The sequence below is a fragment of the Lentimonas sp. CC4 genome (assembly GCF_902728235.1).
Lineage (GTDB): Bacteria > Verrucomicrobiota > Verrucomicrobiia > Opitutales > Coraliomargaritaceae > Lentimonas.
In genome coordinates this window covers 806,944-833,454 of the sequence record NZ_CACVBO010000002.1, presented here as the reverse complement: position 1 = coordinate 833,454, position 26,511 = coordinate 806,944, and the positions used below count along the sequence as shown (strand labels likewise).

Sequence of the window (26,511 nt, the reverse complement as noted above, 5' to 3'; positions counted from 1 at the left end):
AATGAAACCCCCATTGCTCTCACTGTTAGTTCTGACTACCCTTGCGCTTCGCGCCGCGCCGCAAGCGCCGAACATCATTTATATCAATGCCGATGATTTGGGTGTGATGGATGTCGGGTTTAATAACCCGATCTTTGAGACGCCGAACATTGATCGACTGCGCTCGGAAGGTATGTTGTTTACCGACGCCTATGCGCCCGCCGCGAACTGTGCGCCGAGTCGTGCCTGTGTGCTGAGCGGTCAGACCGGACCACGACACGGTGTCTATACGGTCAACAGTTCCGAACGCGGGAAGGCGAGTCAGCGCAAGCTGGTTCCGACCAAGAATACGCTGGATTTGGAGCCCGACAACCTGACCATGGCGAGTGCCTTACAGGCGGGAGGCTACAAAACGATTCACCTCGGCAAATGGCATGTTGGCAAAGATCCTTTGAAGCAAGGGATCGATATCAATATCGGTGGGGATCAAACAGGTAGCCCTGCGGGTGGGTATTTTGCTCCGTTTAAGAACGGTTCGATGAAACGCTTCAGCCGCGAGTATCCCAAAGGCACGCATCGCGTCGATATCTATGCGGATCAGGCAATCCGGTTTATGCGCGGACACAAGGATCAGCCGTTCTTCATGCATATGGCCTTTTATTCGGTCCACACCCCCTTGCAGCCAGTGCCGGAACTGGTTGATAAGTATAAAGGAAAAGGAATCAATGCGACCTATGCCTCCATGGTCGAGAAAATGGATCAGGGCATTGGCAAAATATGCGACGAAGTGGATGCGCTCGGATTGAAGGAGCGCACGCTGATCGTCTTTAGCTCGGACAATGGCGGGATTCGTAAGTTCTCAAAGCAAGATCCCTATCGTTCTGGAAAGGGCTCGTATTTCGAAGGTGGCCTGCGTGTGCCTTTAGTGGTCGCTTGGAAAGGTCAGATTGAGGCGGGATCTATTTGCGCGACGCCTGTCAGCGGGATCGATTTTTACCCGACCTTTCTGCAGGTCGCTGGGTTGCCAGCGCCAGAGGGCAAAGAACTCGATGGCCAAAGTTTGATGCCCTTAGTTGAGCAGAAAGATGGGTTTACTGAGCGTGCACTCTTTTGGCACTTTCCGATCTACCTACAATCTTATGCCAAAGAGATAGATGACGCGCATGATACGCACTTCCGCACACGACCAGGCTCGGTGGTTCGCGTGGGAAAGTGGAAGCTACATGAATATTTCGAAGATGGCCGTCTGGAGCTTTACAATCTGGATGCCGATATCGGCGAACGCACGAACGTGGCAGCGAGTCAGCCTGAAAAAGCGGCCGAGCTCCATCGTTTGTTAAAACAGTGGCGAGCCAATATGAATGCGCCAGTGCCGACGGAGCTGAACCCTAAATTTGTTTCAGAATAGGGAATATGATAATGAAGAATCTCTTAGTTATATGTATATCCATGGTGGTGTCTGTGGCCTACGCCGCTGACCGACCGAATGTGGTCATTATTTACGGTGATGATGTGGGGCTCGGTGATGTGGGTGTCTATGGCTCCGAAATGATTCCAACGCCGAACATTGATCAACTTGCCAATGGTGGCTTGGTATTTACAGACGGACATTGCGCAGCGTCCACCTGCACGCCATCGCGCTATTCGATGCTAACGGGCGTCCACGGCTTTCGTGACGGCGTGCGTATCCTTCCTCCGAATGCGCCGTTGAGTATATCAACGAACATTCTGACGCTGCCTAAGCTCTTTCAACAGGCCGGGTATACGACAGGCGTCATTGGAAAATGGCATTTAGGTATCGGTGCTAAAGACCAACCAGTCGATTGGAATGGCGAGGTAAAACCAGGGCCGCTTGAGATCGGGTTTGATTCTTCTTTTCTACTGCCTTCAACCAACGACCGTGTGCCGTGCGTTTATCTGGATGGTCACCGAGTTGCCAATCTGGATCCTTCTGACCCGATTTATGTCAGTGCGAAAAAACCAATCGTGCGCCCAGGCAGCACGGAATATCCCGATGCGAGAAAGAACCCGAAGGCGATGACGTATTACAAAAGCACGCACGGCCATAACAACAGCGTCATCAATGGCATCGGGCGCATTGGCTATATGGCTGGAGGGAAATCCGCTCTGTGGGACGATGAAACCATGGCCGATGTCTTTGTAGAACAGGCGAAGCAGTATATCGCTGAGCATAAGGATCAGCCATTCTTTCTCTACTTTGCCTCTCAGGATATCCATGTGCCCCGTGCACCGCATCCACGTTTTCAAGGCGCTACAAAACTGGGCTATCGCGGTGACGCGATGGTGCAGTTCGACTGGTCAACTGGTCAAATCTTACAGGCCTTGGAAGCACATGGGTTAACGGAAAATACCATTGTAATTTTCTCCAGCGACAATGGCCCCGTGTATGACGACGGCTATGCTGATGGCACTAAAGTGAAGCGCTCTAACGGCGAGGTCGATCGCGGCCATGACGGATCTGGAATCTACCGAGGGGGCAAATATCAGATTTACGAGGGTGGCACGCGCGTGCCATTCATTGTGCGCTGGCCCGCCAAGATAGAGCCCGGCACCTCGGCCGCATTGGTCAATCAGATCGACTTTATCGCCTCATTTGCAGCGCTGCTCGGACTAGATCTGCCTGCAGATGAAGCGCGCGACAGCCGCGATACGCTGGCCGCCTTCATGGGCACAGATCCCAAGGGGCAGGAATCTATGATTGAGGAGTCCGCAAACTTGGCGCTCCGACAGGGCGATTGGAAATTTATTGAATATTCAAAGCCGGGCTTTGGAAAACGTGCTCCGATTCCTAAGTCCTTGTATAATTTGAAAGAGGATCCCAGCGAAACGACCAACATCATTGCGGACTATCCTGAAAAGGCAGCGGCGATGGAGCAGCAGTTGGAAGCCATGAAGCAGTCCGCTGGGATTCGGAATCTTTAGGCCAGAGGAGCCTGGGAATGATTCGTCTAGTGTAGCGGATCCGCGAAGCGGTTTCGATCTGTGCAGTGACTGAGGTTAATGTGCCGAAATGGCTTCGCCAGTCCGCTACGGATGAAGAGGCGTATTGTGCTTTGATTCCGTTTTCTAGCATTGGTGTCGCGGATCCGCGAAGCGGTTTCGATCTGTGCAGTGACTGAGGTTGATGTGCCGAAATGGCTTCGCCAGTCCGCTACGGATGAAGAGGGCGTGTTGTGCTATGATTCCGTTTTCTAGCATTGGTGTCGCGGATCCGCGAAGCGGTTTCGATCTGTGAAGTGACTGAGGTTAATGTGGCCGAAATGGCTTCGCCAGTCCGCTACGGATGAAGAGGGCGTGTTGTGCTTTGATTCTGTTTTCTAGCATTGGTGTCGCGGATCCGCGAAGCGGTTTCGATCTGTGTAGTGACTTTATCCTAATAATCGGCAGTTGACGCTGTAGGATATTTCCAAGCACGGATGTTCAGCTCCTAACTGCTGCCTTCTAGCTTCTAACTACTCTTTTAAGGTTTATTCGCTCTGCATTTCTGTTAGCGATACACTGTGAGTCGTAGAATCCGTATTAGATGGCGTATTTCTGTAGGCGTTTTAGGCGCTATCGCTTTGTTGGCGGTGCTGATATGGGTCGTGTTTTTAGACCGGCAGCCGATCCTGCCAAATATTGATCAAAGTATCAGTCTCTACCAAATCCCGAATGAAATAGATTTGTTGGAGGCAGAAGCGCAGAGGATTCGCGAAGAGATGGCTCTATTACCAGAGCTGAAGGAGACCCTTCAAAATGATCGGTATGGCTATCACGGCGGCTATTTACCCGCGTTGGAAGAGTTGCCCGAGGAACCGCGTTGGACGGTTGATGTGCGATTTATTGTTGGTGCGAAAATGAAGCAGGTGATTCTGGTGCCAGCGATGGATCGCCGCTTTGATCAACGCAACAGCTATGGGTTTCCTCGTCGTTTTCGAATCTCGAAGCTATCGCCGGGGCGGACGCCTGAGGTAATTCAGGAGTGGATCGACGAGGATTGTCCGAATCCTGGGCGTATACCGCTGATCATTGATGTGGATCCCGACTATCCGCGCGGCTTTCGCATTGAAGTCTTTCGTGGCGCACTGGAAAGCAATCGCGAGCTATTTGCCTTGGATGAAGTCTACGGAATTACGATCAATAATGAAATTATCTATGCCCGCACAGGCGTGAAAGTCAGCTCAAGTTTCGAATCATCGCCATACTGGCATGAGGATTTCTTAATTGATCACCAGACGAGCTTAGGCTTGCCGCTTGAAGCGCAGCAGACATCGACCGTCGAATCGACAGACGTTTTTCTCGAATTTGACTCGGACGAGGCCTCCTACGTCACAGTCGAGTTTGATTTGGGTGAGGTGTATGATTTGTCGGGAATACTGTTTTATCCGGCATCGAATCGAACTGGTAACTGGATACCTGCCTTTGGCTTTCCCGGTAATATCGAACTTTTCTATGGAGCACCGGGGAGCCGTAGGACGGCAAAAATTAAGAGGCCTAGCAGTGTTGAGTCAGATGTCTCGATGCAGCCGGGGCACAATGTGCTCCGGTTGCCGCTGTGGGGAGTGGATGTGAATCGACTACGGGTCAAGTTTAGTGATTTTCCGACTTCAGCAGGTAAGAGTTATTTTGCAATGGGAGAAGTGGTCCTTTTGGCAAACAAGGAGCGGCATAAGCTTGAAGCAATCCGTCTTGTAAATGGCTACGAGCTTTCTCAGGAAGATCAGCACCGTCTCATTGACGGGAAGGCCGACGGTCGTGTCGCGATGGGGCACTTAGAGTGGATTCGCCAGGTTCAGGAACGAGATGCATTGTCACTTCGACTCACTCAGGTGGAGGAGTTGATCGGTTTATTGCGAGAGCGCTTGCATCGTTTTTATTGGATCTTCGGAGTGCTGTTGATCGCAGTCACCTTGGTGTGTGCGATCAGTCTGTCCTTGTATCTATTTCTCAATCGCCGTGAGAGTAGTCGCCAACTACGGGAGCAGATTACTTTAGACCTGCACGATGATATTGGCAGTTCCTTGAGCGCAATTTCTTTAGGCCTCAGGCGCTTGAGGCGCTACTCATCGAGTGGGGTGATGAACGCGAGCTGTGACCGTTTAGATTCGATCATACAGCGGGTGCAGGCATCGTTTCAGGATGTCCTATGGTTTACTAATAGCGATACGGACACGCTCAGTGAGTTGATTGCGAAACTGGTGCAGACCGCTGAACTGCGCGTGCCCAAGGAAAAGTTGTTCATTGATTTGCCAGTGGCCGAGAAAGACATGGATCGAAAGTTGAAAGTGATGTTTAAGCGGGATCTCTTATTGATCTTTAGCGAAGCGGTGAATAATGCGGTGAAGCACTCTAATGCCACTGAAATTCACGTTGCGTTTCAGTGGCAGAAGCCCCATTTTACGATGACGATCTATGACAATGGAGAGGGATTCGACCTGTCTGCTGTCCAGGAGCAGGGCGGACGCCCACAGATAGGCTTGCTGAGCTTGCAGCGTCGGGCAAAAAGACTTGGTGGTAATTATGAATTGCAGTCTCAGCACGGACAAGGCACCCATGTCTCTATTACCCTGAAATTATAGCCGAAAGACGATGACTGACTTAAAAAAAATAGATGTTTGGATTGTTGAAGATAATGCGGATTATCGGGAACAATTGGCCGAGGAATTGAATCTGGATGATTCAGTTTATTGCTCCAATGCGCTCGGCAGTTTTGAAGAGACGCGGGAGTTGCTGAAGCGTCTGCCTCCCCCCGATGCGCTACTGATCGACTTGAATTTACCAGGCACGCATGGCTTGGAAGCGATCGCCGAACTCAAGAAAGATTACCCCTTGGTGCTCACCATGGTGCTCACGATCTCAGGTCAGCGTAAGACAGTCTTCGATGCCTTACGTGCCGGCGCTTCGGGGTATTTGCTGAAGAGCGAGCCCCCTGAGACGATCATCAAAGACATAAGCGAACTCTGCGAGGGGGGGGCACCGTTGAGTAGTTCGCTGGTGCCCTATGTGCTCGATTCGATCCGAAAGACTACCCAAAACACCGATTCGTCTGCAAATCTGAGCGGGCGTGAGTTCGAAATTTTAAAGCTACTGGCCGACGGCTGCAGCCGTAGTGAGATTGGAGTGAAATTATCAGTCGCGACCGTGACGGTGGACTACCATCTACGTGGCTTATACGGCAAACTGGGCGTCCGCTCCACCACGGCCGCCGTGGCCAAAGCGTTCCGCTCGGGGATCTTGAGTTAAGTGATACCTACACGCATCATGATTCGTGAAAAGTGACACACTTCATACGAACCTGTTGCATGTGTGGGTTACTCGGGGAGGGACGGCCTCCGCGCCGTCCGCCGAGCCTCAGCACAGAACCACAGCACCAGCACACCGCAAGACGAGGCGGAGCTCGTCCCTCCCCAATGCGTTGAGCTAGAAATCACAATTCTTGATGCGCGGCAGTATCGCGGGTGACGCCGGCGGTTGGCTACAAGATGTTGTAGTGAAAACTACAACTTACATAGTTTGCGTGGGCGGGTGACTTCTGCAAAAGTTCTTAACTTTAAATACCAGAGACTATTCATTCTAGGCGATTGGCTGATTCTAGTATTTGAATAGAGTTGGACTCAGTTAACAGAACCCCCAAAAACACCCATATATAATATATGAAAATCCCCACACTTATTCTACTTTCGTCAATGACGGCATTAATTGCTTCGGCTCAAACGCTTCTTGTTGATTTCACCTCTGCGGGTGATGAAAGCGCTGTTAATAATAGCGGCTTTACTTTCTCATCTCAAGATCTAGGCACGACAGGCGTTTCATTTGATATCACCGCTTCAGCGGTTATCCCTGTAGGGGGAGGCGCAAATGGCGGAGACATCGTTCGGTTAAACGGAGGTTTAGGTTCTTTGGTTGAAAACACTGGATCCTTCCTCAATACTGAAGCAGGTGTCTCAGAGGTGCTTCGATTTACAATCAGCAATGTGAGCGGACTAACAGCAGGCCAGTCGATCGAGCTATCTGCTTTACTGTCCCAAAACACCAGATCTACCTCATTAAACCAGACTGGTGGATTCGGGGGAACATTTGGAAATCAAGCTGATGACAGTGTCACACTCACTTCAGATACCTCTACAGTAGCTGTTATCAATCAATCAGACGCTGGAAGTTTAGGTTCAATTCTTCTACTTGGAAATGACAGTAATGATACTAACACTGGAAACACTTTCAGTCACACCTCGGCTATTGGTAATGTAGATTTCACTACTTATTTCGATCTGGCACTGACTGACCTTGGGGCTAACGAAGCTGTTGTGATTCAAGGTTTTGATTTTGTTGTTGTTCCAGAGCCTAGCACCTATGCATTACTCGCAGGTCTCCTTGGCCTTGGTTCAGTCATGCTCCGTCGCCGCCGATAACGCACCGACTCATCGATCTTTGATCGGTCACAGTTTTATCATTTACACTCAGTCCGGCGTTCCTTCGCGAGCGCCGGACTTTTTTAGGTTCAGTGCCAATCAGGACAAGAGAAGTAGTGAACTCTTGCGACTTTGACTACAATAGGTCATAGTGAGAACTACAACTTACATAGTTTGCGGGGGAAGGACCCTTTATCCTATATTTTGGTTTTTCTAACTCAATGAAAACCCAAAAATCGTATAGTTCATACTGATGAAATCAATCCTCCTAAAACAAACAATCTGCCGTAGTGCACTCCTTGGTGCACTAGTCTTAGCATCTACTAGTTTTGCCACTGCGCAATCCACAAATATTGTTATCGACGGCGATACTGATACTGACGGTGCTCCTGCTGGTTGGATCCAGCAAGGCGGGGGTGCAGGTAACTTCTCCAAGGATAATCTGGATGCGGAAGCGAATAAACTTTGGGGAGTCAGCAACTCAGGTGATGCTTCTGGTTTACTATATAATAGCTATTCGTCAATTGCAGGTAGCCTGCCGTCGACCATTCAAGCAGGCACTTATACGCTTGATCTTCGGATTGGTAATGGCAATTCATACGACTTCAGTGGTTTGAACGACATTTCATCGGGCACAAATACAGACCAAGGTGCTGTTGCGGGATTTTTCAAAACTGTCGGTGGTAGCGCAGAGACCACCAAGAACAATATGTATTCTGAGTTCAATGGCATTGCAGGTGTGACTTATTCAGTTTCAAATCCAACTTCTCCTGCGAATGGACTTTCAAATGCTCTTGCCGCTGACAATTGGGTGACCTGGAGCTTCACTTGGGAGGTCGCAATCGGAAGTGCTGTAATCGGTGAAGATTTTAACTTCGGCGTGTATGAAAAAACTGGAGCGCCTGGCGCGGCTTTCTTCGATGACTCAGTATTGACCTTCACCGCAGTCCCAGAAGCTAGCACTTACGCGCTACTTGGCGGTTTGTTTGCGCTTTCCGCTGTGATGGTTCGTCGCCGCCGCGCGTAGTCAACCGAGCCTGAACAGGCATACATTTACAAAGCCCGACTCGCTGCTTGCAGTGCGTCGGGCTTTTTAGTTTCTCATTGATGCACCCTAAGAGCGTCTCCTAGTTTTTAACGATTCCTCTGGTATCAAATTAACTGTAGCGATGCGACGCGAGTCGCGTCTGTTTTCGACGAGAGGCCAAGTAGCGATCGACCTCGCTAGCGCGAGTTCGCTACGATTTCTCCGATTCATTGCACTACCTTCCCCTCTCTTCGACGATGCCCCAAAACAATAGGGCCGATACAGCCCGCGCGGTTGGCCGTTCCCTTTAGAGTCGCACCGCTTCGACACCTCTATAAAAGTAAATCCCCCGCAATAAAAACAAAATGAACCCCATTCAAATCGTCCTCTGCCTGCTGTGCTCGGTGGTAGCCTCGCAGGCGCAGATCAAGGTGGCTATCCATGACAGCGCCACGACAGCGGCTGGCATGGCCTCGCGATCGGATGGAGTGGCAGTGACGACTTCGTCGGAGACCTGGAACAACGCAGTCGGTCAGACGGTTTCAGGCATGGCGCTCGCCGATATGTCCGGAGCTGCGACCACTGCGACACTGTCCTATGCGGCTGGTTTTTTGAAGGGAAATGAGATTGGCTGGGAGTCGCAATCTCAGGATTGGGTCATGATGGAGGCTTGGATCGGATTCAAGACCACTGAATCTTTGACTGTGAGTGATCTGCCTGCAAGCTACGCGGCAGGGTATTCCGTAGTGATCTATGGCGATTCGAACGATGGCGGCACCCGCACGATGGAGTATCTCGTAGATGATGGCTCTGGTGTGACGAGCGAGACGATCCTCGATGCGGGGTATTTCAGCGGTAGTTTCTCCAGTGACAAGACGGTCGTCATCACGGGGTTGACTGGCACTTCGTTCACACTCACTGGCAATGCGAGTAGTTCGGACTCACGCTCGGCGCTGAGTGGGTTTGAAATCATCCCTGGAGTGGTTCCCGCAATTGACTCGTTCACGGCCGATGATCACTATGTGGCGCTGGGCGAGGGGGTCACGCTTTCTTGGTCTACTAGCAATGTGACCACGCTCACCCTCGATCCGGGGAATATCGATGTCACAGGCACGACGTCTCGGCTGGTCACTCCTAACACTAGCACGAGCTACACTCTGACCGCAACTGGCGACGATCAAAGCACCACGGCTCAAGTCGAGGTGACAGTCGGTCCCGAGCGCCCGAATATCTTGCTCATCCTAGTGGATGATTTTGGATCAATGGATACTTCCGTTCCGTTTGCCTATGATTCGTATGACGATTCCGGGGCAGAACTGGACACCGCGTTCAACAATTTTTACCACACCCTCAATATGGAAACGCTGGCGGCCAATGGGATGAAATTCTCCCAGGCCTACGCCATGCCGATGTGTAGCCCGACGCGGGTCAGTCTGATGACCGGCCAGAACAGCCCGCGGCACGGTGTGACCGTGCATCTCAATGTCTATGAAACCGTCGACAACGCCTCCTTTGCCGTCAAAACACACCGCGGCCCGAACAACTGGCGCTGGATGGGAATGGACGGCACGGACATCGCGTTGCCACAGCTCTTGAAGGACATCGGCTACCACACCTTCTTCGTGGGCAAGGACCACATGAGCCACACACAAGATCCGAGCTCCATCGGGTTCGATGTGGTCGACGACGGATTATACAAGGCGACAGCCCTAACCCCCAAGGCGACCACCATGCTCGAAGATGCGGTGGCAGCGGGAAATCCTTTCTTCGGCTACATCTCTTACCGGGATGTGCATACCTCGTTCTACTACGCCTCGGACGTGGACGCCGATGATTACACCGAGTCATACAACGACGAACACCAAAAATTCGCGACCATGGTGGAAAGTGTTGATAATTCGCTCGGAGCGGTTCTGGCCAAACTCACCGAACTGGGAGTCGAGGACGACACCCTGATCATCTTCTTGGGCGATAACGGCAGCGATTCGCCCGCGTTGTCGGATGAGGATTGGGCCAAGGGCACTGCGTTTGACGACTTCCCGATGCGCGGCAAGAAGGGCTCCACCTATGAAGGCGGCATCCGTGTGCCTCTGATCGTCGCATGGGCGTCGCCCAACGGCAGCAACTCCTTCCAGCAAACCCTGCCGATTCCTGCAGCCAGCGTAGAGCACGACATGGTCACGGTCGAGGACATCGCACCGACGATTCTGGCGATGGTCGATCGATCATCCCCCACGATGGACGGTTACGACCTAACTCCCTACCTGCGTGCCGAATCCGGGACGCACCGCCCACAGAAGATTCTGCGCCACATGCCACATGAGCACCGCAGTGATTACTTTACCTGCTTCCGTGAGGGCGATTGGAAAATTATTTACCGTTACCACACCAACCTGTTCGAACTCTACAATCTGGCGACCGATCCGGATGAATCCGAAAACCTCGCCTCTGCCCAACAGGGAAAGCTGTTGACCATGGCGCGCGCCATGGCCCGCGAACTCGACACATCATGGGGAGCGTATGGCACGCTGTGGCCCACCCATAACCCGACCGAGTTGGCGAAGCCCGCCCGTCCGCTTGAAGACGATCCGTTTTTCATCGATTTTTCCATCGATAGCCGCGACGTCGTTGACAGCGATAGTGACGGACTGGCCGATGCGCTGGAAGATGCCGATGGAGATGGCTTGCTCGGCGCGACCGAGACGGATTCAGACAATTCGGACACGGATGGTGATCGCACCGATGACTACAGCGAGGTGCGCTTGGGCTTAGATCCTTTAGACGCGAATTCGGCCTTTGCATTGCAGGCCAGAGCGGTGGACTCGGAAAGCCTGACCTTAACTTGGCCATCGACTGCTGGGGCATTCTTTAACGTGCGCTCCAGCGATGACCTATCGACGCCAGTTGAAGGTTGGGATGTTTTGATCCCCGATGTTGAGGCCACCGCGGGTGTGTCCGAAACGGTGCAGGATGTGCCAATCAATGGAGATAAAGCGTTTTTCTCGGTGGAGTTGCTTCCTTAGGAAAGCCTTGAGGCGTAACTTATACCTGAAAAGGAAACTACAAGATGCTGTAGTGCAAACTACAACTTACATAGTTTGTAAGAGTGAGGCACTCCTGCTGATCTACTTAACTTTAAATACCAGAGACTATTCAATCTAAGCGATTGGCTGATTCTGGTGTTTGAAATAGTTAAACTCAGTTAACAGAAATCCCCAACTCCTATAGATAATATATGAAATCAACCAATTACACTCGATTCGCTGCTGTGGCGATTTCGTTACTCGCTTCCTCTGCGGTCTCCCAAGCCGTGAATAGAACTTGGGATTACGGAGCTAGCACCACAGACTGGCATACTGCTATTAATTGGAACGCTAATGTAGTGCCGGACTCTGGCAACGGTTTCATCATGGATGGTGCTGGCACCGGCGTGACCGTTCTTGCTGACGCCGCGGGCTTTGCAAGTGCGGCTAATGTTCGAGGTGGCCACCAGTTCACAATTAGCACCGACTTAACAGTGGGATCTAACCTCAATTTGGGTCGAGGTAACGATGCGAACGGGTCTGCGGTTTTCCAAACTGCTGGCACTGTGAGTCTCGGCGGCATGGATATGAGCGGTAATGCCACCGCCGGTGGTGATTCAGCTTACACCATCTCGGGAGGTTCACTGACTATTGGTAGTGCTGATACTTTTGATGTTGGTGGAGATGGTGGCACTGGAACCCTCGGCGGAGGTAGCGACGTGGCGACTTTTTCGATCGTAGGGAATTCTGCTACAGTGAGTGCCACATCGAACATTTTGGCACGCGCAAGTTCGGTTTTTAACTTCACGCTCGGCGCGACGGGGATCGATGCGATCGATACGACGGGTAGCTTGAACATTTCTACGGGGGCTAGTCTGAATATTTTTGGGGCGGCCTACACTGGCGGCTCAGGCGACATCACTATATTTGAAGCAGCGACCATGACAGGCGCATTTGATGTTGCTGATATCACCGTTACCGGGTTCGGCACTGAAGGGGTCGATTGGACTTTGACTCAGAATGCATTGGGATCGGGCGATGTTGTGCTCACTATCGTGCCAGAGCCTAGCACCTTCGCGCTGCTTGGCGGTCTATTTGCGCTTACCGCTGTGATGGTGCGCCGTCGCCATTCTTAATTCGGCAGTAATCGCCTGATTGGGCATACGTTTTACAAAGCCCGACTCGCGAATGATAGCGTGTCGGGCTTTTTGTTTCTGCATTGTTACACCCACATTTTTACCCCAAATGAAAAAATACTTCCCCTTCTTAGTTGTTCTCGGCCTGCTGGCTAATCCTGTCTTCGGGCAAATCAAAGTGGCCCTCCATGGCGCTCCCGAGACGGAGGCCGATCCTGATTCGATCGCTGGCATGAGCTCGCAGCCCAGCGGAAGCGTTGTCGTGACTTCGATCGAGGTGTGGAATAATTTCGTCGGCACGCCAGCGACCACAACCGCTAGCTTAGTCGATGTGAATGGAGCTGCGACGAGCGCGACGTTTACCAGCACTGCCGGTTTTGTCTGGGCATCGAACGGTGACGGGTGGGAGTCAAACACGCAGGATTGGGTGATGATGGATGGATGGGTCGGACTGGTTGGGACTGAATCGATCATCGTTGCCGATTTGCCAGCGGAGTATGCTGCTGGCTATACGGTCATTCTTTATGGTGACTCGAATCGCATCCGGCAGATGGACTACAGCATTAACGACGGCACTGTGGATCATAGCTCGACGATACAAGACGCAGGCACGTTCAGTGGCACTTTTGAGGATGGCGTTAACACCGTCGTGCTTGAGGGCTTAACTGGCACGGGATTTACTTTAACCGGGAATGACAGTGGGGGGCGTTCTGCGGTGAATGGCTTCGAGATTATTCCAGCAGCAGTGGCCATCAATTCGATCAGCGTGAATTTTCATGTGGGCAATGATGCGGATAATCAGGCCGAGCATGAGTTGGCGTCCGGAGAGATCGCTGGGCTGTCTGCCTTTGCCACAGATCAGTGGAACAATATCAATATCGGAGATGGCGGCATGAGCACGGGCGCGATCTTCCCTTCGACGGCGTTGGCAGATGCTTCTGGTAACAGCAACGTCGCTACGATCGCACCATCCGAGAGTAGTTCTCGATTTGGCGGTTACGCAGCAAGCGCTGCCGCGACTGCCAATGAACTGGGCCTCTCAGTTGATGACGATAACCTATTCAATTCGTATCTCGGACTGGGAAGCGATGATACCGCCGTGCTGAACATCAGCGGGCTGGGCTCGGCCTATACGGATGACGGCTACACCTTAATACTCTACTCTGATTCTGACCGTAGGGGCTCCAGCAGCTCTGCTCGGACCAGTCAGTTTGTCATCACGCCAGAGGGTGGCTCGGCCATCACTGTATTCGTGGAAGATGATGACATCAGTGACAGCAGCTACAACGTCTTCGACGGCACTTATATCGAGAGCGACGGTGTTAATGATGGCACGGAGCACTCTAACTATGTCGTCGTTCCAAATTTGACAGCGGCGAGCTTTGAGATCGCTATCAGCTCTCCCGATGGAGGCCGTGGCGCGATCAGTGGGTTTCAAATCATTCCCGGTGGCATCGAAGTTCCGATTCTACCTGAAGTGAATAGTTTTGCGATCGATGATGGTTATGTCGCGACTGGTGAAGTCGCGACCTTGAGCTGGTCTAGCACCGGCGCCACCACTTTGACGCTGGACCCTGGTGGCCATGATGTCACTGGAGTGACCTCATGGGCGATTACACCCGCAACCACGACCACCTATACGCTGACTGCCACAAATGAAGATGGTCATGTGAGCTCTGATCTGGAAGTGGTCGCCGGCCCCGCCCGCCCCAATATTCTGCTGTGCTTGGTCGACGATTGGGGAGTGATGGATACCTCCGAGCCTTTCTCTTACGACAGCTATACCGATGGTGCCGAACCCGTGCGCCGCGCGTTCAACGATTTCTATCAGACTCCCAATATGGAGCAACTTGCGGACGACGGCATGAAGTTCACTCAGGCCTATGCGCTGCCTGTCTGTAGCCCGACACGCACCTCTTTGATGACTGGCTTCAACGGGCCACGTCATGCGGTGACGGTGCACATCAGCCTATACGGGAATTACGAAAGGCCGAGCGGTTCGAATGTGAGCACCCACCGCAGCGCGAACGGCTGGCGTCACCGTGGTATGGAAGTGACGGACATCACTTTACCCAAACTGCTGTCCGCACAAGGCTATCGATCGATTCACGCAGGGAAGGGGCACTTTGGAGCCCGTGGCGATGCGACTGAAGATCCACGTGAGATCGGATTTGATATTAACCTGGGCGGGAGTGGCGCAGGTTCCCCTGGCAATTACGTCGGCAATCCTGATTTCTCGAGTAACGATAACCCCGTGCCCTATATTGAGGACTACCACGGAAACGGGGTATGGTTAACCGACGCGCTGACAGAAGCCATGACGGATGCTATTGATGATGCCGTGGACGATGGCGTGCCGTTTTTCGCTTACATGTCTTATTACGCAGTGCATGCGACATTTACCACCAATCCGAACGCCACGGGGGACTATAGTGATGCTGCCAACACCAAACATGAGAAGTTCGCTACGATGGTGGAAGGTGTGGATACCTCACTGGGACGACTCAGAACGCACCTAGAAGCAATGGATCCTAGCGTGGCAGAGAATACACTGATCATCCTCCTTGGAGACAACGGCAGCGACTCCCCGGCCTTGAACAGTGGCGGGCAAATCGCGAGCGCGACTTTCAGCGACTACCCGATCCGCGGGAAGAAAGCGAACTGCTACGAAGGCGGCTACCACGTGCCACTCTTCGTGGCTTGGGCGAAGGCGGACCCGGATAACGTATTCCAGCAACAACTGCCGATTACTCCCAATACCGTGGAGCACGACATTGTTTCGGCGCCCGATATTACCACAACGATTCTCTCCGTAGCTGGCGTGGATCATCCTTACATGGATGGAGTCGACCTGAGCCCTTATCTGACTTCGACACCTGGAACGCACCGCAAGCAAACATTGCTTCGCCACCAACCGAACTCCCAGAACTCCAGCTTTTTCACCGCCTATCGTCGAGATGACTACAAGTTGATCTACTTCTATTACAAGAATGGAGGGGCCGAATTCGAACTCTACGACCTCGCCGCGGATCGGAGTGAATTCTACAACCTCGCCGACACGCGTCCGGAACTAGTTCTGGAACTGGCGCGTGAAATGGCGGCTGCCTTGGATAATGGATGGGGGGAATACGGTGCGCTCTGGCCAACTTTGGCAATCAACCCGAACACTGGAGAGTCGTTAGCAAGTAATGATGCTGGGGATGACTACCGACCTTTGAATGATGATCCCTTCCTGATCGATTTCACCGTGAATGGTTATGGCGAGGTCGACAGCGATGCAGATGGTCTAGTCGATGCGCTCGAAGATGCGGATGGTAACGGCTTGGTGAGCACGGGCGAAACGAGTGCGGATAATGCGGACACGGATGGTGATCGCACGGATGACTACTCTGAAATTCGTCTAGGCTTAGATCCTTTGGACGCGAATTCACACTTTACGGTGGAGGCTGCAGCGCTCAGTTCGACCAGTTTGAGGTTGGCATGGCCATCGCAGTCGGGGTTGACTTTTAACATCCTTAGGAGCGATGATTTATCGAGCCCGCTCTCGCAGTGGGAACCGTGGGGCGATGTGGTTGACGCCGGTGCGGGGGATCTGACAGAGACGATTAAGGATATTGCGATCGATGCGGACAAAGCCTTCTTCTCGGTTGAGCTCATTCCAGAGGCAGACTAGAGCGATCTCTAGACACGAGGAGCTACAAGCAGTTGTAGCGCAAACTACAAATTATATAGTTTGTGAGCCTGAAGGATTCCGCCAATTTTTAAATGTTAGCCTGCGGGCCGCGAACTAAGCAGATATCTTTTCATCAAAGTCCGGCGCACTCAGTGTGTCGGACTTTTGTTTTTCCAATATTTTTCCACGTGCTTCCTCTTAATAGACACTTTATATTTTCCATTACGTTTCTCGCGCTTCTCTCAGTGCAAGCGTCTGATACGATCAGCGTGAATTTTCACGTTGGCGATGATGCGAATAATCAGGCCGAGCACGTCTTGACCTCGGGGGAGATGGCTGGGCTGGCCTCCTATGCGACGGATCAATGGAATAACATTGATATCGGTGATGGGGGCTTGAATGACTCCGCTCAGATTTTCGCGGCCACGAACTTATCAGACGCTTCCGGAAATGTCTCGGTGGCCACGCTATCGACCTCCGCGGACAGCACGTGGTTTACGGGCTATGCTGCGGGGGCTGCGGCATCTGAGGTAGAGCTAGGTTTAGCGGGAAATGACGATGATCTGTTTAACTCATATTTAGCGCTGAACGGGCCGAGTGGTGATGGCGAGCCAGACGATGACGCGATTTTAAATGTCACTGGTCTCGGGACTGACTACACCAGTGGTGGGTATACCGTGATTGTTTATTCAGATTCAGATAAAACCTCATCGAATAGCACGCGCACCAGCACTTTTACGCTGACGCCGATGGGGGAGAGCTCGATCGCTTTATCGACTGAAGATAATGCGACTTTCAGCGGGAGTTATGATGCGGACGGTGGCGACGGTTATTCGAATTATGTGGTCTTTGAAAACTTAAGTGCTGCAAGTTTTAGTCTGGAATTGACTTCGCCCGGAGGTGGCGGACGTGCGGCTCTCAGTGGCTTTCAAATTATTCCGGAGCCGACGATCTCAACCTTGGACATCGTATCGTTCACCACGGATGATGAGTCCATCGTTGTGGGTGAGTCCACGACGCTTTCATGGCAGACGGTTTCGGCCACGAGTCTCACTTTAAACCCAGGCAGCCTCGACGTGACGGGAACGACCTCGCGGGTCGTCTCGCCGCTGGCAACAACCGAATATACGCTCATCGCGAGTGATGGGGCAGGCATCGTGGATGCAAGTATCGAGGTTGCGGTGGGGGAACCCGTGCCCGAGGTTATCAGTTTCACCGCTGATAGCCCCTTCTTGCTATTGGGGGAGAGTGTTGTGCTTAGCTGGGAGACCGCGTATGCCACGACACTCACGTTGGATCCTGGGGGGATTGATGTGACGGGGACGACTTCCCTAGAACTCACTCCGACAGTTGAGACCACTTATACCTTGACGGCTAGTGATGGGGCGCTGAATGACGACGCGTCGACCACTATTAAGTTCATGCCTGCGGTGCCTAATATCCTGATTTTCTTGGTCGATGACATGGGCATCACCGATACTTCGGTGCCGTTCGTTTACGACGAAGGCGTAGCGCAGTATTATAATTTCAATTACTACAATCACACTCCCAACATGGAGACCTTGGCTTCTCAGGGGATGAAGTTTACGCAAGCCTACGCGACACCAGTTTGTAGTTCTACGCGCGTGTCGTTGATGTCTGGGTTTAATACGACGCGTCATGGTGTGATCTCGCAGGTGCCGCCGAGTGGCACTGAGCCGGCCACGATCAGCCCCGTGACGAGCTTGCTCGATCCGCCAAATAACTGGAAGCGCACCGGACTATTGGAAAGCGATAAGGAAAGTATGATGCCCTGGATTCTTCGAGAGGCAGGCTATCGAACGATCCATGCCGGCAAGGCGCACTTTAGCTCAACCAATGGTTTTGCAAAATATCCTACCGCCATTGGTTTTGATGTGAACCTAGGTGGCACTCAAGCAGGCAGCTCAAACTACACCAACTACGGAGGCCTGCCGAATATGAGCAGTTATGCCGCTGCGGGTGATTTTCTCACCGCTGCACTGACGACGGCGATGAATAGTGAAATCGGCAACTCACTGGAAGCGGGGCTGCCATTCTTTGCCTACATGTCGCACTATGGCGTGCATTCGCCGTTTACAAATGATCCAAATGCGACGGCTGATTACACGAAAATCGTGCTGCCTGATGAGTCTGAGGTCTCAGTCAGTAATTCAAATCAGCGTAAATTCGGATCCATGCTCGAAGGTATGGATCAATCGCTTGGTTCGATCCTGGAACAATTAGATGCGCTCGGCGTTGCTGAGGAAACATTGGTGATCTTCATGGGCGACAATGGCAGTGATGCGCCTCAGGCGACCTATAATGACTTCGCTGGTAGTCCGTTTAGTGATTTTCCTCTGCGCGGCAAGAAGGGCTCTTCGTGGGAAGGCGGCATCCGCGTGCCGATGATCGTGGCGTGGGCCAAGGTCGATCCGACGAATCCGGTGCAAGCTGCGTTCCCGATTCCTCAAGGGACTGTTGAGGACGACCTCGTCGTCGTTTGGGATATCTTGCCCACAGTGCTCAATATCACTGAAGTGGAAGCTCCACATGTATTTGATGGCTACGATTTGACGCCATACTTGCTAGGCCACGCTGGCACGCATCGCCCGCAAGAGATGCTGATGTATCTACCGATCGATCACCGGAACGATTATTTCAGTATCTATCGCGACGAGGAATGGAAGCTGATCTACTTCTTTGCCACGGATAGCTATACGCTCTACAATTTGGATACGGATCCGACGGAGTCGAACGATGTGGCGGGCGACCACTCGGATCGAGTGATGGCCATGGCACGCTCGATGGCACAGGAGTTTGAGCGCACTTGGGGTGACCAAGGGCAACTGTGGCCGACCTTTGATTCGGATAGCTCTGATGACCCTTTTTCGATGCCGAATCTGCCAGCTGTCGACCTTGATATGGACGGTCTTGGTGATAATAGCGAAGATGCCAATTTGAATGGTCTGATTGATGCGGGTGAAACCGATCCGGACGATTGGGACACGGATGGTGATCGGACCGATGACTACACCGAGAGGCGGTTGAACTTAGATCCTCTGGACGCCAATTCATTCTTTGCAGCTCGGGTCGTTTCGACGGGAACTGGGAATCTGGATCTGGCTTGGCCATCGGCTCCGGGGCTGTCCTTTGATATTCTCTCCAGCGATGACCTATCGACACCTTTTGAGGATTGGACTCGCTTGATTTCAGGAGTTGAGTCGGATGATACGCTTACCGAGACGATTCAGCCTTTAACCATTGATCCAGAAAAAGATAAGGAGTTTTACTCGGTTGAATTGTTACCGTAGTTTTCGTAATGGCATTCAGCCTTTGTGTTCAAACCAAAGAAGCGTAAGGTTCCTGCTGATAAATCGTCATATTCTTTTCACATACCTTATTCACGCGATAGACACACACACAGAAATTTAGTAGTATCGAATCATTGTCGAACGATCCCAATCCACACTTTTATTATTAGTTAAATACATATGAAAAAACAAACAGGTATTTTGTTGAGCAGCCTTCTATTGGCTCTTTCGAATTTGAGCGCCGCGCCTATCGTGGTAGACTCCCCAGACGGTCAATTGTCAGCTTCCTTAGATGTTCGGGATGGGGCACTGTTTTACTCCGTCTCGAAAGCGGATGCGCCAGTGGTTGGTGAATCGACCTTAGCGATTATAAAGAACGCTAAGATGACGCTCGTCAGTCAATCATCGAGCGAGAGCGACACCACTTGGGAGCCGACCTGGGGGCAGTTCAGCACGATTCGTGACCACCACAATCAACTGACGCTTGAACTAATGGCCGGCGATATGCCTGTCACTTTGCTGTGCCGCGCCTTCGATACGGGTGTCGGCTTTCGCTTCGTCCTGCCCGAAGCATCACAGGGGATGCCGCTGGCTTTTGATACGACCTATCGTCTGATTGGAGACGGGGGCGAATATTATTATCCGAAAGGAGAATCGGGCGTCATGGGGCCGTTACAGAGCGATGCGCTCCAGGCGGTCAGAGTGCCGCTGGTTCTAGATCGCAAGGATGGCCTAGCAGTTGCAGTGCTCGAATCCGACATCTATTCAGCGGTTGGATTTACGGCAGCGAGGATGCAGTATAATCAGCAGCAACAATTGCTAGTTTCTACGAATAAGGCTAAAGCGACTGGAGCGGGGCAACTGACTCCTTGGAGTGTGATCTTAGTGGGTGAGACCATCGGTGACCTCACAGTGAATACCGTGGCCTTGAATCTAGCAGCTCCTTGTAAATTGGCGGACACCAGTTGGATCAAGCCAGGCAAGGGTCTTTGGGACTGGCGTGTGCACGGGTATCAAGCCGGTGATTTCACCTATGGAATTAATACCGCCAGCTGCATGCGTTTTATCGATTTCTGCTCTGAGCAGGGAATTGAATATTTCACACTCGATGACCACTGGTTCAAGAGTGCAAAAGACGGCAAAATCGTGGTCTCACCGGAGGTTGATATTGAAAAAGTGATGACCTATGCGAAAGAGAAGGGCGTCATGGTCAAGCTCTACTACGACCGTAAAAAAGGGAATTTCGGAGATGAGATGCTCTTCAGCCACTATTCGGCATTGGGTGCCTCAGGCATGAAATATGGATTTATGGGCGGCAGGGCGGATTTCACCCGAAGTGCGATCGAAGCGGCAGCGGATCACAAGATGGTGATTAATTTCCACGACGGCCCAGTGCCTATGGCTGGCGTCGAACGGACGATGCCTAACTTAATTACACGTGAATACTGCCACGCGCAGCAGGACAGTCGTCGTGCCTTCACGCCCGAAACGTTCCTCAAGATGACGATGGTCAATGCGTTGGTAGGACCACTCGACATGGCCAATGGTAACTTCGGCATCAACAGCATCAATGCCGGCGAGCGCCAAAAGGGACCGAGAAAAAAGAATACCTATATTTCAACTGTGACGAGTGAGGTGGCGCGCTGCCTGGTGGTCTACACTGGACTCATCACACTGCCTGACGCACCGGAGGAGTATCTGAAGAAGCCTGACTTGTTCGAATATCTGAAGGTGATGCCTTCGACATGGGATGAGTCTCTGGTCTTGAATTCGAAGATTCCAGAATACATTACCGTCGCCCGTCGTAGTGGTGATACATGGTTTGTTGGCTCAGTGAATGATCAAACTGCGCGGACGCTGGACGTGTCGCTTGACTTCCTCGAAGCGGGCAAGCGCTACGAGGCGACGCTCTACAAAGATGCGCCCGATTCGCATGGCGTGACGAATCCAGAGGTCTACGAAATCACAAAGCAAACTGTGAAACGGGGCGATGTGATCGCTGCCAATATGGCAGTCGGCGGCGGCCATGCCATGATCCTGAAACCAATTCAATAATTCTCATCCATGAAGCGTTACCTGATCCCCACACTTGCAGCTTGCTTAGGGCTAATCGCTCACGCGGTCGAACGGCCGAACATTGTCTACATTCTTGCTGACGATCTGGGCTATGGCGATGTGCAGTGTTTGAATCCGGAGCGTGGGAAGATCCCTACGCCCCACATGGATCAAGTGGCGGCGCAGGGCATGACTTTCACAGATGCACATACCAGTTCGTCTGTCTGCACGCCGACGCGCTACAGCATCCTGACTGGGCGCTATAATTGGCGCACCACGCGTCAAGCGAGTGTGCTCAACGGCTATGGCCCGCCAATGATCGCAATCGACCGTATGACAGTGCCTAGCTTGCTGAAGGAAAACGGCTATACCACTGCCATGATTGGCAAGTGGCATTTGGGGCTCGGTATCGCCACGATCGACGGCAAAAAAGCCAATGCCAAAGGCGGCCTGAAGCAGAAGAAGGGGAAGGGTGCTTTTCCTCCTGAAGAATTATCCAACATCGATTGGAAGGGCACGATTGAAGGTGGCCCGGTGGACCTCGGCTTTGACTCTTGGTATGGCATTTCAGCGTCGCTTGATTTCCCTCCCTATGTGTGGATTCGTGACCGAAACTGGATTGCCGAAGGCACACATGCCAAAGCCTTCCATCGAGATGGGCCTGCAAGTGGTGATTTTGAAGCGGTCGATGTGTTAGATAAGCTAACCGCAGAAGCCGTCACATTCATTACTGAGTATGACAGCACAAAGCCTTTCTTCATCTACATGCCGCTACCTTCTCCGCATACACCGATCGTTCCGACTTCAAAATGGCAGGGCAAAAGTGGACTCGGGAAATACGGCGATTTTGTCATGCAGACCGACGACGTCGTCGGTCAAGTCGTCAAGGCACTCGACGCCAAGGGACTCTCTGAAAATACCATTCTCATCATGACTAGTGACAATGGTTGCTCTCCGCGCGCTGATTTCAAGAACTTGGAGAGTCAGGGGCATTTCGCGAGCGCCCAATACCGTGGTGCGAAGGCAGATATTTGGGAGGGAGGCCACCGTGTGCCATTCTTTGTCAAATGGCCTAAGGTCATTCAGCCTGGCAGCGTCTCGAATGAGCTTACCTGCCAAATCGATTTAATGGGGACTTGCGCTGAACTCCTTGGTGCGGAGATTCCTAAGAATGCGGGTGAAGATAGTGAGAGCATTCTGCCGCTCTTTACTGGTAAGCCTACGGACTTTACTCGAAAAGGAATTATTAATCACAGTATTTCTGGGCATTTCGCATATCGTGAGGCGAAGTATAAGCTCATTCTTGGTTATGGCTCTGGAGGGTGGACCGCTCCGAACGAAGCCGCTGCGAAGAAACAAGGGGCACCGGAGGCTCAGCTCTACGACCTCTCGGTTGACCCAGGTGAACAAAACAATATCTACAAATCACATCCTGAACTGGCTGAACAGATGCTCGCTCAATTGACTGACTACGTCACCGGCGGCTCCAGTGTCGCAGGTAAGGATTCCCAAAACGATGTGGATCACATCAAGCTCTGGAAAAGCTCGAAGAGGAACTAATGAACTAGGCCTTAGAGCTATCATACCTTGACGTTGATTCTCGGCTCTATTGCTGAATATACCCTATATCAGTGATAGACGGCTGAGAGCCATTTCTTCTAGTATGCTTAATGGTCTAGCCAAGACACTCACAGTCGCCAGTCACTTTACTGGACAACCCATTTTATTTTGAAAACAAAGAAAATTTTACAAGGACTCGTATGCCTCGGACTCGCATGCAACCCACTCGTCGCGACCTCCCAGCATGCTGCACAGCAACCGCTTCAACAGGCTCAGGAGAAGCCAAACATCGTCTTCATCATGGTGGACGACCTCGGACCAGGTTGGGTCGATTTTGATGGCAGTCAGCCGAAGATCAATACGCCGAATCTAGAGCGACTCGCAGATACGGGGATGGTCTTCAACCAGGCCTACGCTGCAGCCACCGTTTGCTCGCCGACACGCGCGGCATGTATCACAGGTATGTCGCCCGGCCAAATCGGCCTGACCACGCACATCCCAGGCAAGGCAGGCAACGAGCGCAAGGGGCCGAAGGGTGGACCACGTGATGCGCCGTCGCTAAAGCACTTGCCGTTGGACTTGCCCAGCTATGCGCGTGAGTTAAAGAAGCAGGGCTATGCGACCGCATTTATCGGAAAATGGCATTTGGCCGGAGAAGGATCCATTCGCACCAAGGATGGTATCGTGGATAGCCGCTACCACCCAGAGCATTACGGTTTTGATAGCAACATCGGTGGTTGTGCTTACGGCCAGCCGAAGTCGTGGTTTGATCCATACAGGAATGGAACCATTGAGAATGGCGTGAAGGGCACCTATTTGACGGACCGCCTCGGTGATGAGGCGGTGAAGTTCATCCGAGCGAATAAGGATCAACCATTTCACCTCTCACTCTGGCCATACAATGTCCACACACCGATTCAGGCGCCGAAGGAACTCGTGCAGAAAAATGGCGGGGACAAGTATCTAGCAATGCTCGAAAGCATGGATGCTGCCGTGGGTAAAGTGCTCGACGTGTTGGAGGAAACTGGCACTCGGGACAATACGATGGTGATTTTCTATTCCGACAACGGCGGCTGGAAACCAATCAATTGGTTGGCGGATAAAAAGGGATCCTTGCGTGAAGGTGGCGTGCGTGTGCCGATGGCAGTTAGCTGGCCAGGTGTGATCGAGCCGGGCACCAGCACCGACACACCGATTAACTCGATGGACTTTTTCCCAACCTTCGTGCACGCGGCAGGTGGCTCAACTGCTGAAATTCCGCAACTCGAGGGCGTTGATTTGAAGCCACTCTTCCAAGGGGCTGACAAGCTAGATCGTGATGCGCTCTACTGGCACTTCCCGCACAATCGTCCAGACGTGAAATACTACATGGGTAGCACGATTTTAATGGGCGACTGGAAACTCTATCAAGGCTACAGCACGATTCCTGATGCATTGTTTAACCTGAAGGACGACCCGATGGAGAAAAATAATGTGCTGTCGAGCAACCCAGAGTTAGCCGAGCGTCTGCGTGCAAAGCTCAACGCCTATCTGGTCAGTATCGATGCGAAAATGCCACCCCCGGTGAAATAATGCCCAATTGAAAAATTGAGCTTTATAGTTTAATTGTAGCGATGGCACGCGAGTGCCGTCGATTGATCTAGAGGTGTGTTTTGTCGTAGCGGATTGGCGAAGCCATTTCGGCCACATGAACCTCAGTCACTGCAAAGATCGAAACCGCTTCGCGGATCCGCTACACCAAGGCTAGAAAACGGAATCAAAGCACAACACGCCCACTTCATTCGTAGCGGATTGGCGAAGCCATTTCGGCCACATCAACCCCAGTCACTGCAAAGATGGATACCGCTTCGCGGGCTCCGCTACACTAGAAGGATTGTTCATCCTAAAAAGAGGAGTTAGGAGGCAGTAGTTAGAAGTTAGAAGCTGATGGTCAGTGCCTTATGTAGATGTTGTAGTTCGCCAAATTGGCGACGGTATTCTTGATCCTAAGCGACTCATTAACAAAGACTAACTTGCTACGCCATCTACGGCAGACCTCCGTCTTACTCCTTACTTCTAACTCCTGAATATAGGTTCATTCGTAGCGGATTGGCGAAGCCATTTCGGCCACATCAACCTCAGTCACTGCGAAGATCAAAACCGCTTCGCGGGCTCCGCTACACTAGAAGGATTGCTCATCCTAAAAAGAGGAGTTAGGAGGCAGTAGTTAGAAGTTAGACTGAAGCCATTTCGGTCACATCAAGCTCGGCTGTGGCTGCAGTCCTGATGGCATCCAGCATGATAGACTGTTTCGCCATACATGAGCTCTGCATAATTCTGTTCAGTCGGCTCATTCACGGAAGCATAGGCGCCACGCTCTTTTGCTGACATCGGCTGAATCGTGGAGCCCGCCACGATGGCTTTATCGAGAAACTCCAAGCGATCAATACCGATCAATTGCGTGCAAACAGGCTCGTAACTCAAAGAGTAGCGTAGGACTTCTTCGACGGTAGTCTTTTTATGTAGGTTCGTTCGACGACTGCCGCCAAAGCCCTTCATACCGAAGACTGCGATGCCCTTTTCTCCACAAAGTGGAATGACCTTCTCAAATGCTCTAGAATTCATCGCATTTTGAGCGGAGATCGGAATCAGCATAGCATCCCATTCGTAGCCTTGCTCGATCATTTCAATGTGTATCTTTGGGTCGGAATGCCCCGTGAATCCTGCGTAACGGATTTTGCCTTGTTGCTTCGCGAGTTCCAGGGCTTCAATCGCGCCTTCATTGCGATAGGCATCCTTGACGTCGTCATGGGAGACCTGATGCATCATTAACAGATCCAAATGGTCGGTTTTCAGGCGGCGCAATGAATCTTCAATACCCTTCATCGAACCTGCCAGGGTTGGCACCAAATCGCGTTTCCCGATGTGGTAAGGGCAGAGCTTCGTCATTAGAAAGGCCTTGTCCCGCTTGCCCTTGAGCGCGTTGCCCATGTAGACCTCTGCCTCGTTGTCGTGGTAGCACCAAGCGTTGTCAAAAAAGTTGATGCCGTGGTCGATTGCCTTAGCGCAGATCTCGTTGGCGTCGTCTTGCGAGCCAGATAAATAGAGGGTATGTCCACCAATGCCGACCACACTCACCAAATCGTCATGGCGTCCGAATTTTCGCTTTTGCACCTTACTGCCTGCAACAACTTGCGCCATTGCTGCGGGGGAGGATGCCAGCGCTGCCGAACCGACAGAGGCCTTCAAAAAATGTCGACGTGAAATGCTCATGTAGCATTTTATAAAATGAATTTGGTATAGGTCAAATTAGAAGCCTCCTTTTCTCATACAATCGTAGTCGAGCGACTTACCTGACA

The 26,511-nt window shown here is 52.0% G+C and carries 14 protein-coding genes; 13 read left to right on the top strand and 1 reads right to left on the bottom strand.

Annotated features, from left to right (window positions below):
* The first annotated feature begins 1 nt into the window (after position 1).
* The 13 genes from GZZ87_RS19500 to GZZ87_RS19440 all read left to right on the top strand — a co-directional run bounded on the left by GZZ87_RS19500 (position 2) and on the right by GZZ87_RS19440 (position 24,745).
* Positions 2 to 1,387, top strand: a complete 1,386-nt coding sequence (locus tag GZZ87_RS19500) for a sulfatase (protein ID WP_162025292.1) — start codon at positions 2 to 4, stop codon at positions 1,385 to 1,387.
* 11 nt (positions 1,388 to 1,398) lie between these two features.
* A complete protein-coding gene (locus GZZ87_RS19495; RefSeq protein ID WP_244648004.1) occupies positions 1,399 to 2,922 on the top strand; it encodes an arylsulfatase in 1,524 nt (507 codons plus the stop codon).
* 578 nt (positions 2,923 to 3,500) lie between these two features.
* Positions 3,501 to 5,558: an ATP-binding protein gene (locus GZZ87_RS19490; RefSeq protein ID WP_162025294.1), complete on the top strand. Its 2,058-nt coding sequence runs from the start codon at positions 3,501 to 3,503 to the stop codon at positions 5,556 to 5,558.
* A 10-nt stretch (positions 5,559 to 5,568) separates the two neighbouring features.
* Complete coding sequence (locus GZZ87_RS19485; protein WP_162025295.1) at positions 5,569 to 6,222, top strand: response regulator transcription factor; 654 nt, start codon at positions 5,569 to 5,571, stop codon at positions 6,220 to 6,222.
* Between the two features lie 410 nt (positions 6,223 to 6,632).
* The gene (locus GZZ87_RS19480; RefSeq protein WP_162025296.1) at positions 6,633 to 7,388 is read left to right on the top strand and encodes a PEP-CTERM sorting domain-containing protein; all 756 of its coding nucleotides are present in this window, start codon (positions 6,633 to 6,635) and stop codon (positions 7,386 to 7,388) included.
* A 253-nt stretch (positions 7,389 to 7,641) separates the two neighbouring features.
* Positions 7,642 to 8,415: a hypothetical protein gene (locus GZZ87_RS19475; protein WP_162025297.1), complete on the top strand. Its 774-nt coding sequence runs from the start codon at positions 7,642 to 7,644 to the stop codon at positions 8,413 to 8,415.
* 365 nt (positions 8,416 to 8,780) lie between these two features.
* Entirely contained in the window at positions 8,781 to 11,438 is a 2,658-nt protein-coding gene (locus GZZ87_RS19470) for a sulfatase-like hydrolase/transferase (protein ID WP_162025298.1), read from the top strand.
* Positions 11,439 to 11,650: 212 nt separating this feature from the next.
* A complete protein-coding gene (locus tag GZZ87_RS19465) occupies positions 11,651 to 12,574 on the top strand; it encodes a PEP-CTERM sorting domain-containing protein (RefSeq protein ID WP_162025299.1) in 924 nt (307 codons plus the stop codon).
* A 109-nt stretch (positions 12,575 to 12,683) separates the two neighbouring features.
* The gene (locus GZZ87_RS19460; protein ID WP_162025300.1) at positions 12,684 to 16,247 is read left to right on the top strand and encodes a sulfatase-like hydrolase/transferase; all 3,564 of its coding nucleotides are present in this window, start codon (positions 12,684 to 12,686) and stop codon (positions 16,245 to 16,247) included.
* 269 nt (positions 16,248 to 16,516) lie between these two features.
* Positions 16,517 to 19,558 (top strand): sulfatase-like hydrolase/transferase, encoded by a 3,042-nt coding sequence (locus GZZ87_RS19455; protein ID WP_162025301.1) that lies wholly within the window; start codon positions 16,517 to 16,519, stop codon positions 19,556 to 19,558.
* A 180-nt stretch (positions 19,559 to 19,738) separates the two neighbouring features.
* Positions 19,739 to 21,613, top strand: coding sequence for a glycoside hydrolase family 97 protein (locus tag GZZ87_RS19450; protein ID WP_162025302.1), 1,875 nt, complete (start codon positions 19,739 to 19,741; stop codon positions 21,611 to 21,613).
* Positions 21,614 to 21,622: 9 nt separating this feature from the next.
* Entirely contained in the window at positions 21,623 to 23,173 is a 1,551-nt protein-coding gene (locus GZZ87_RS19445; RefSeq protein ID WP_162025303.1) for an arylsulfatase, read from the top strand.
* A 168-nt stretch (positions 23,174 to 23,341) separates the two neighbouring features.
* Positions 23,342 to 24,745 (top strand): sulfatase, encoded by a 1,404-nt coding sequence (locus GZZ87_RS19440; protein WP_162025304.1) that lies wholly within the window; start codon positions 23,342 to 23,344, stop codon positions 24,743 to 24,745.
* A 666-nt stretch (positions 24,746 to 25,411) separates the two neighbouring features.
* On the opposite strand, the gene GZZ87_RS19435 is transcribed toward GZZ87_RS19440, so the two are convergent.
* Positions 25,412 to 26,425, bottom strand: a complete 1,014-nt coding sequence (locus GZZ87_RS19435; protein WP_162025305.1) for an aldo/keto reductase — start codon at positions 26,423 to 26,425, stop codon at positions 25,412 to 25,414.
* Positions 26,426 to 26,511 lie beyond the last annotated feature (86 nt).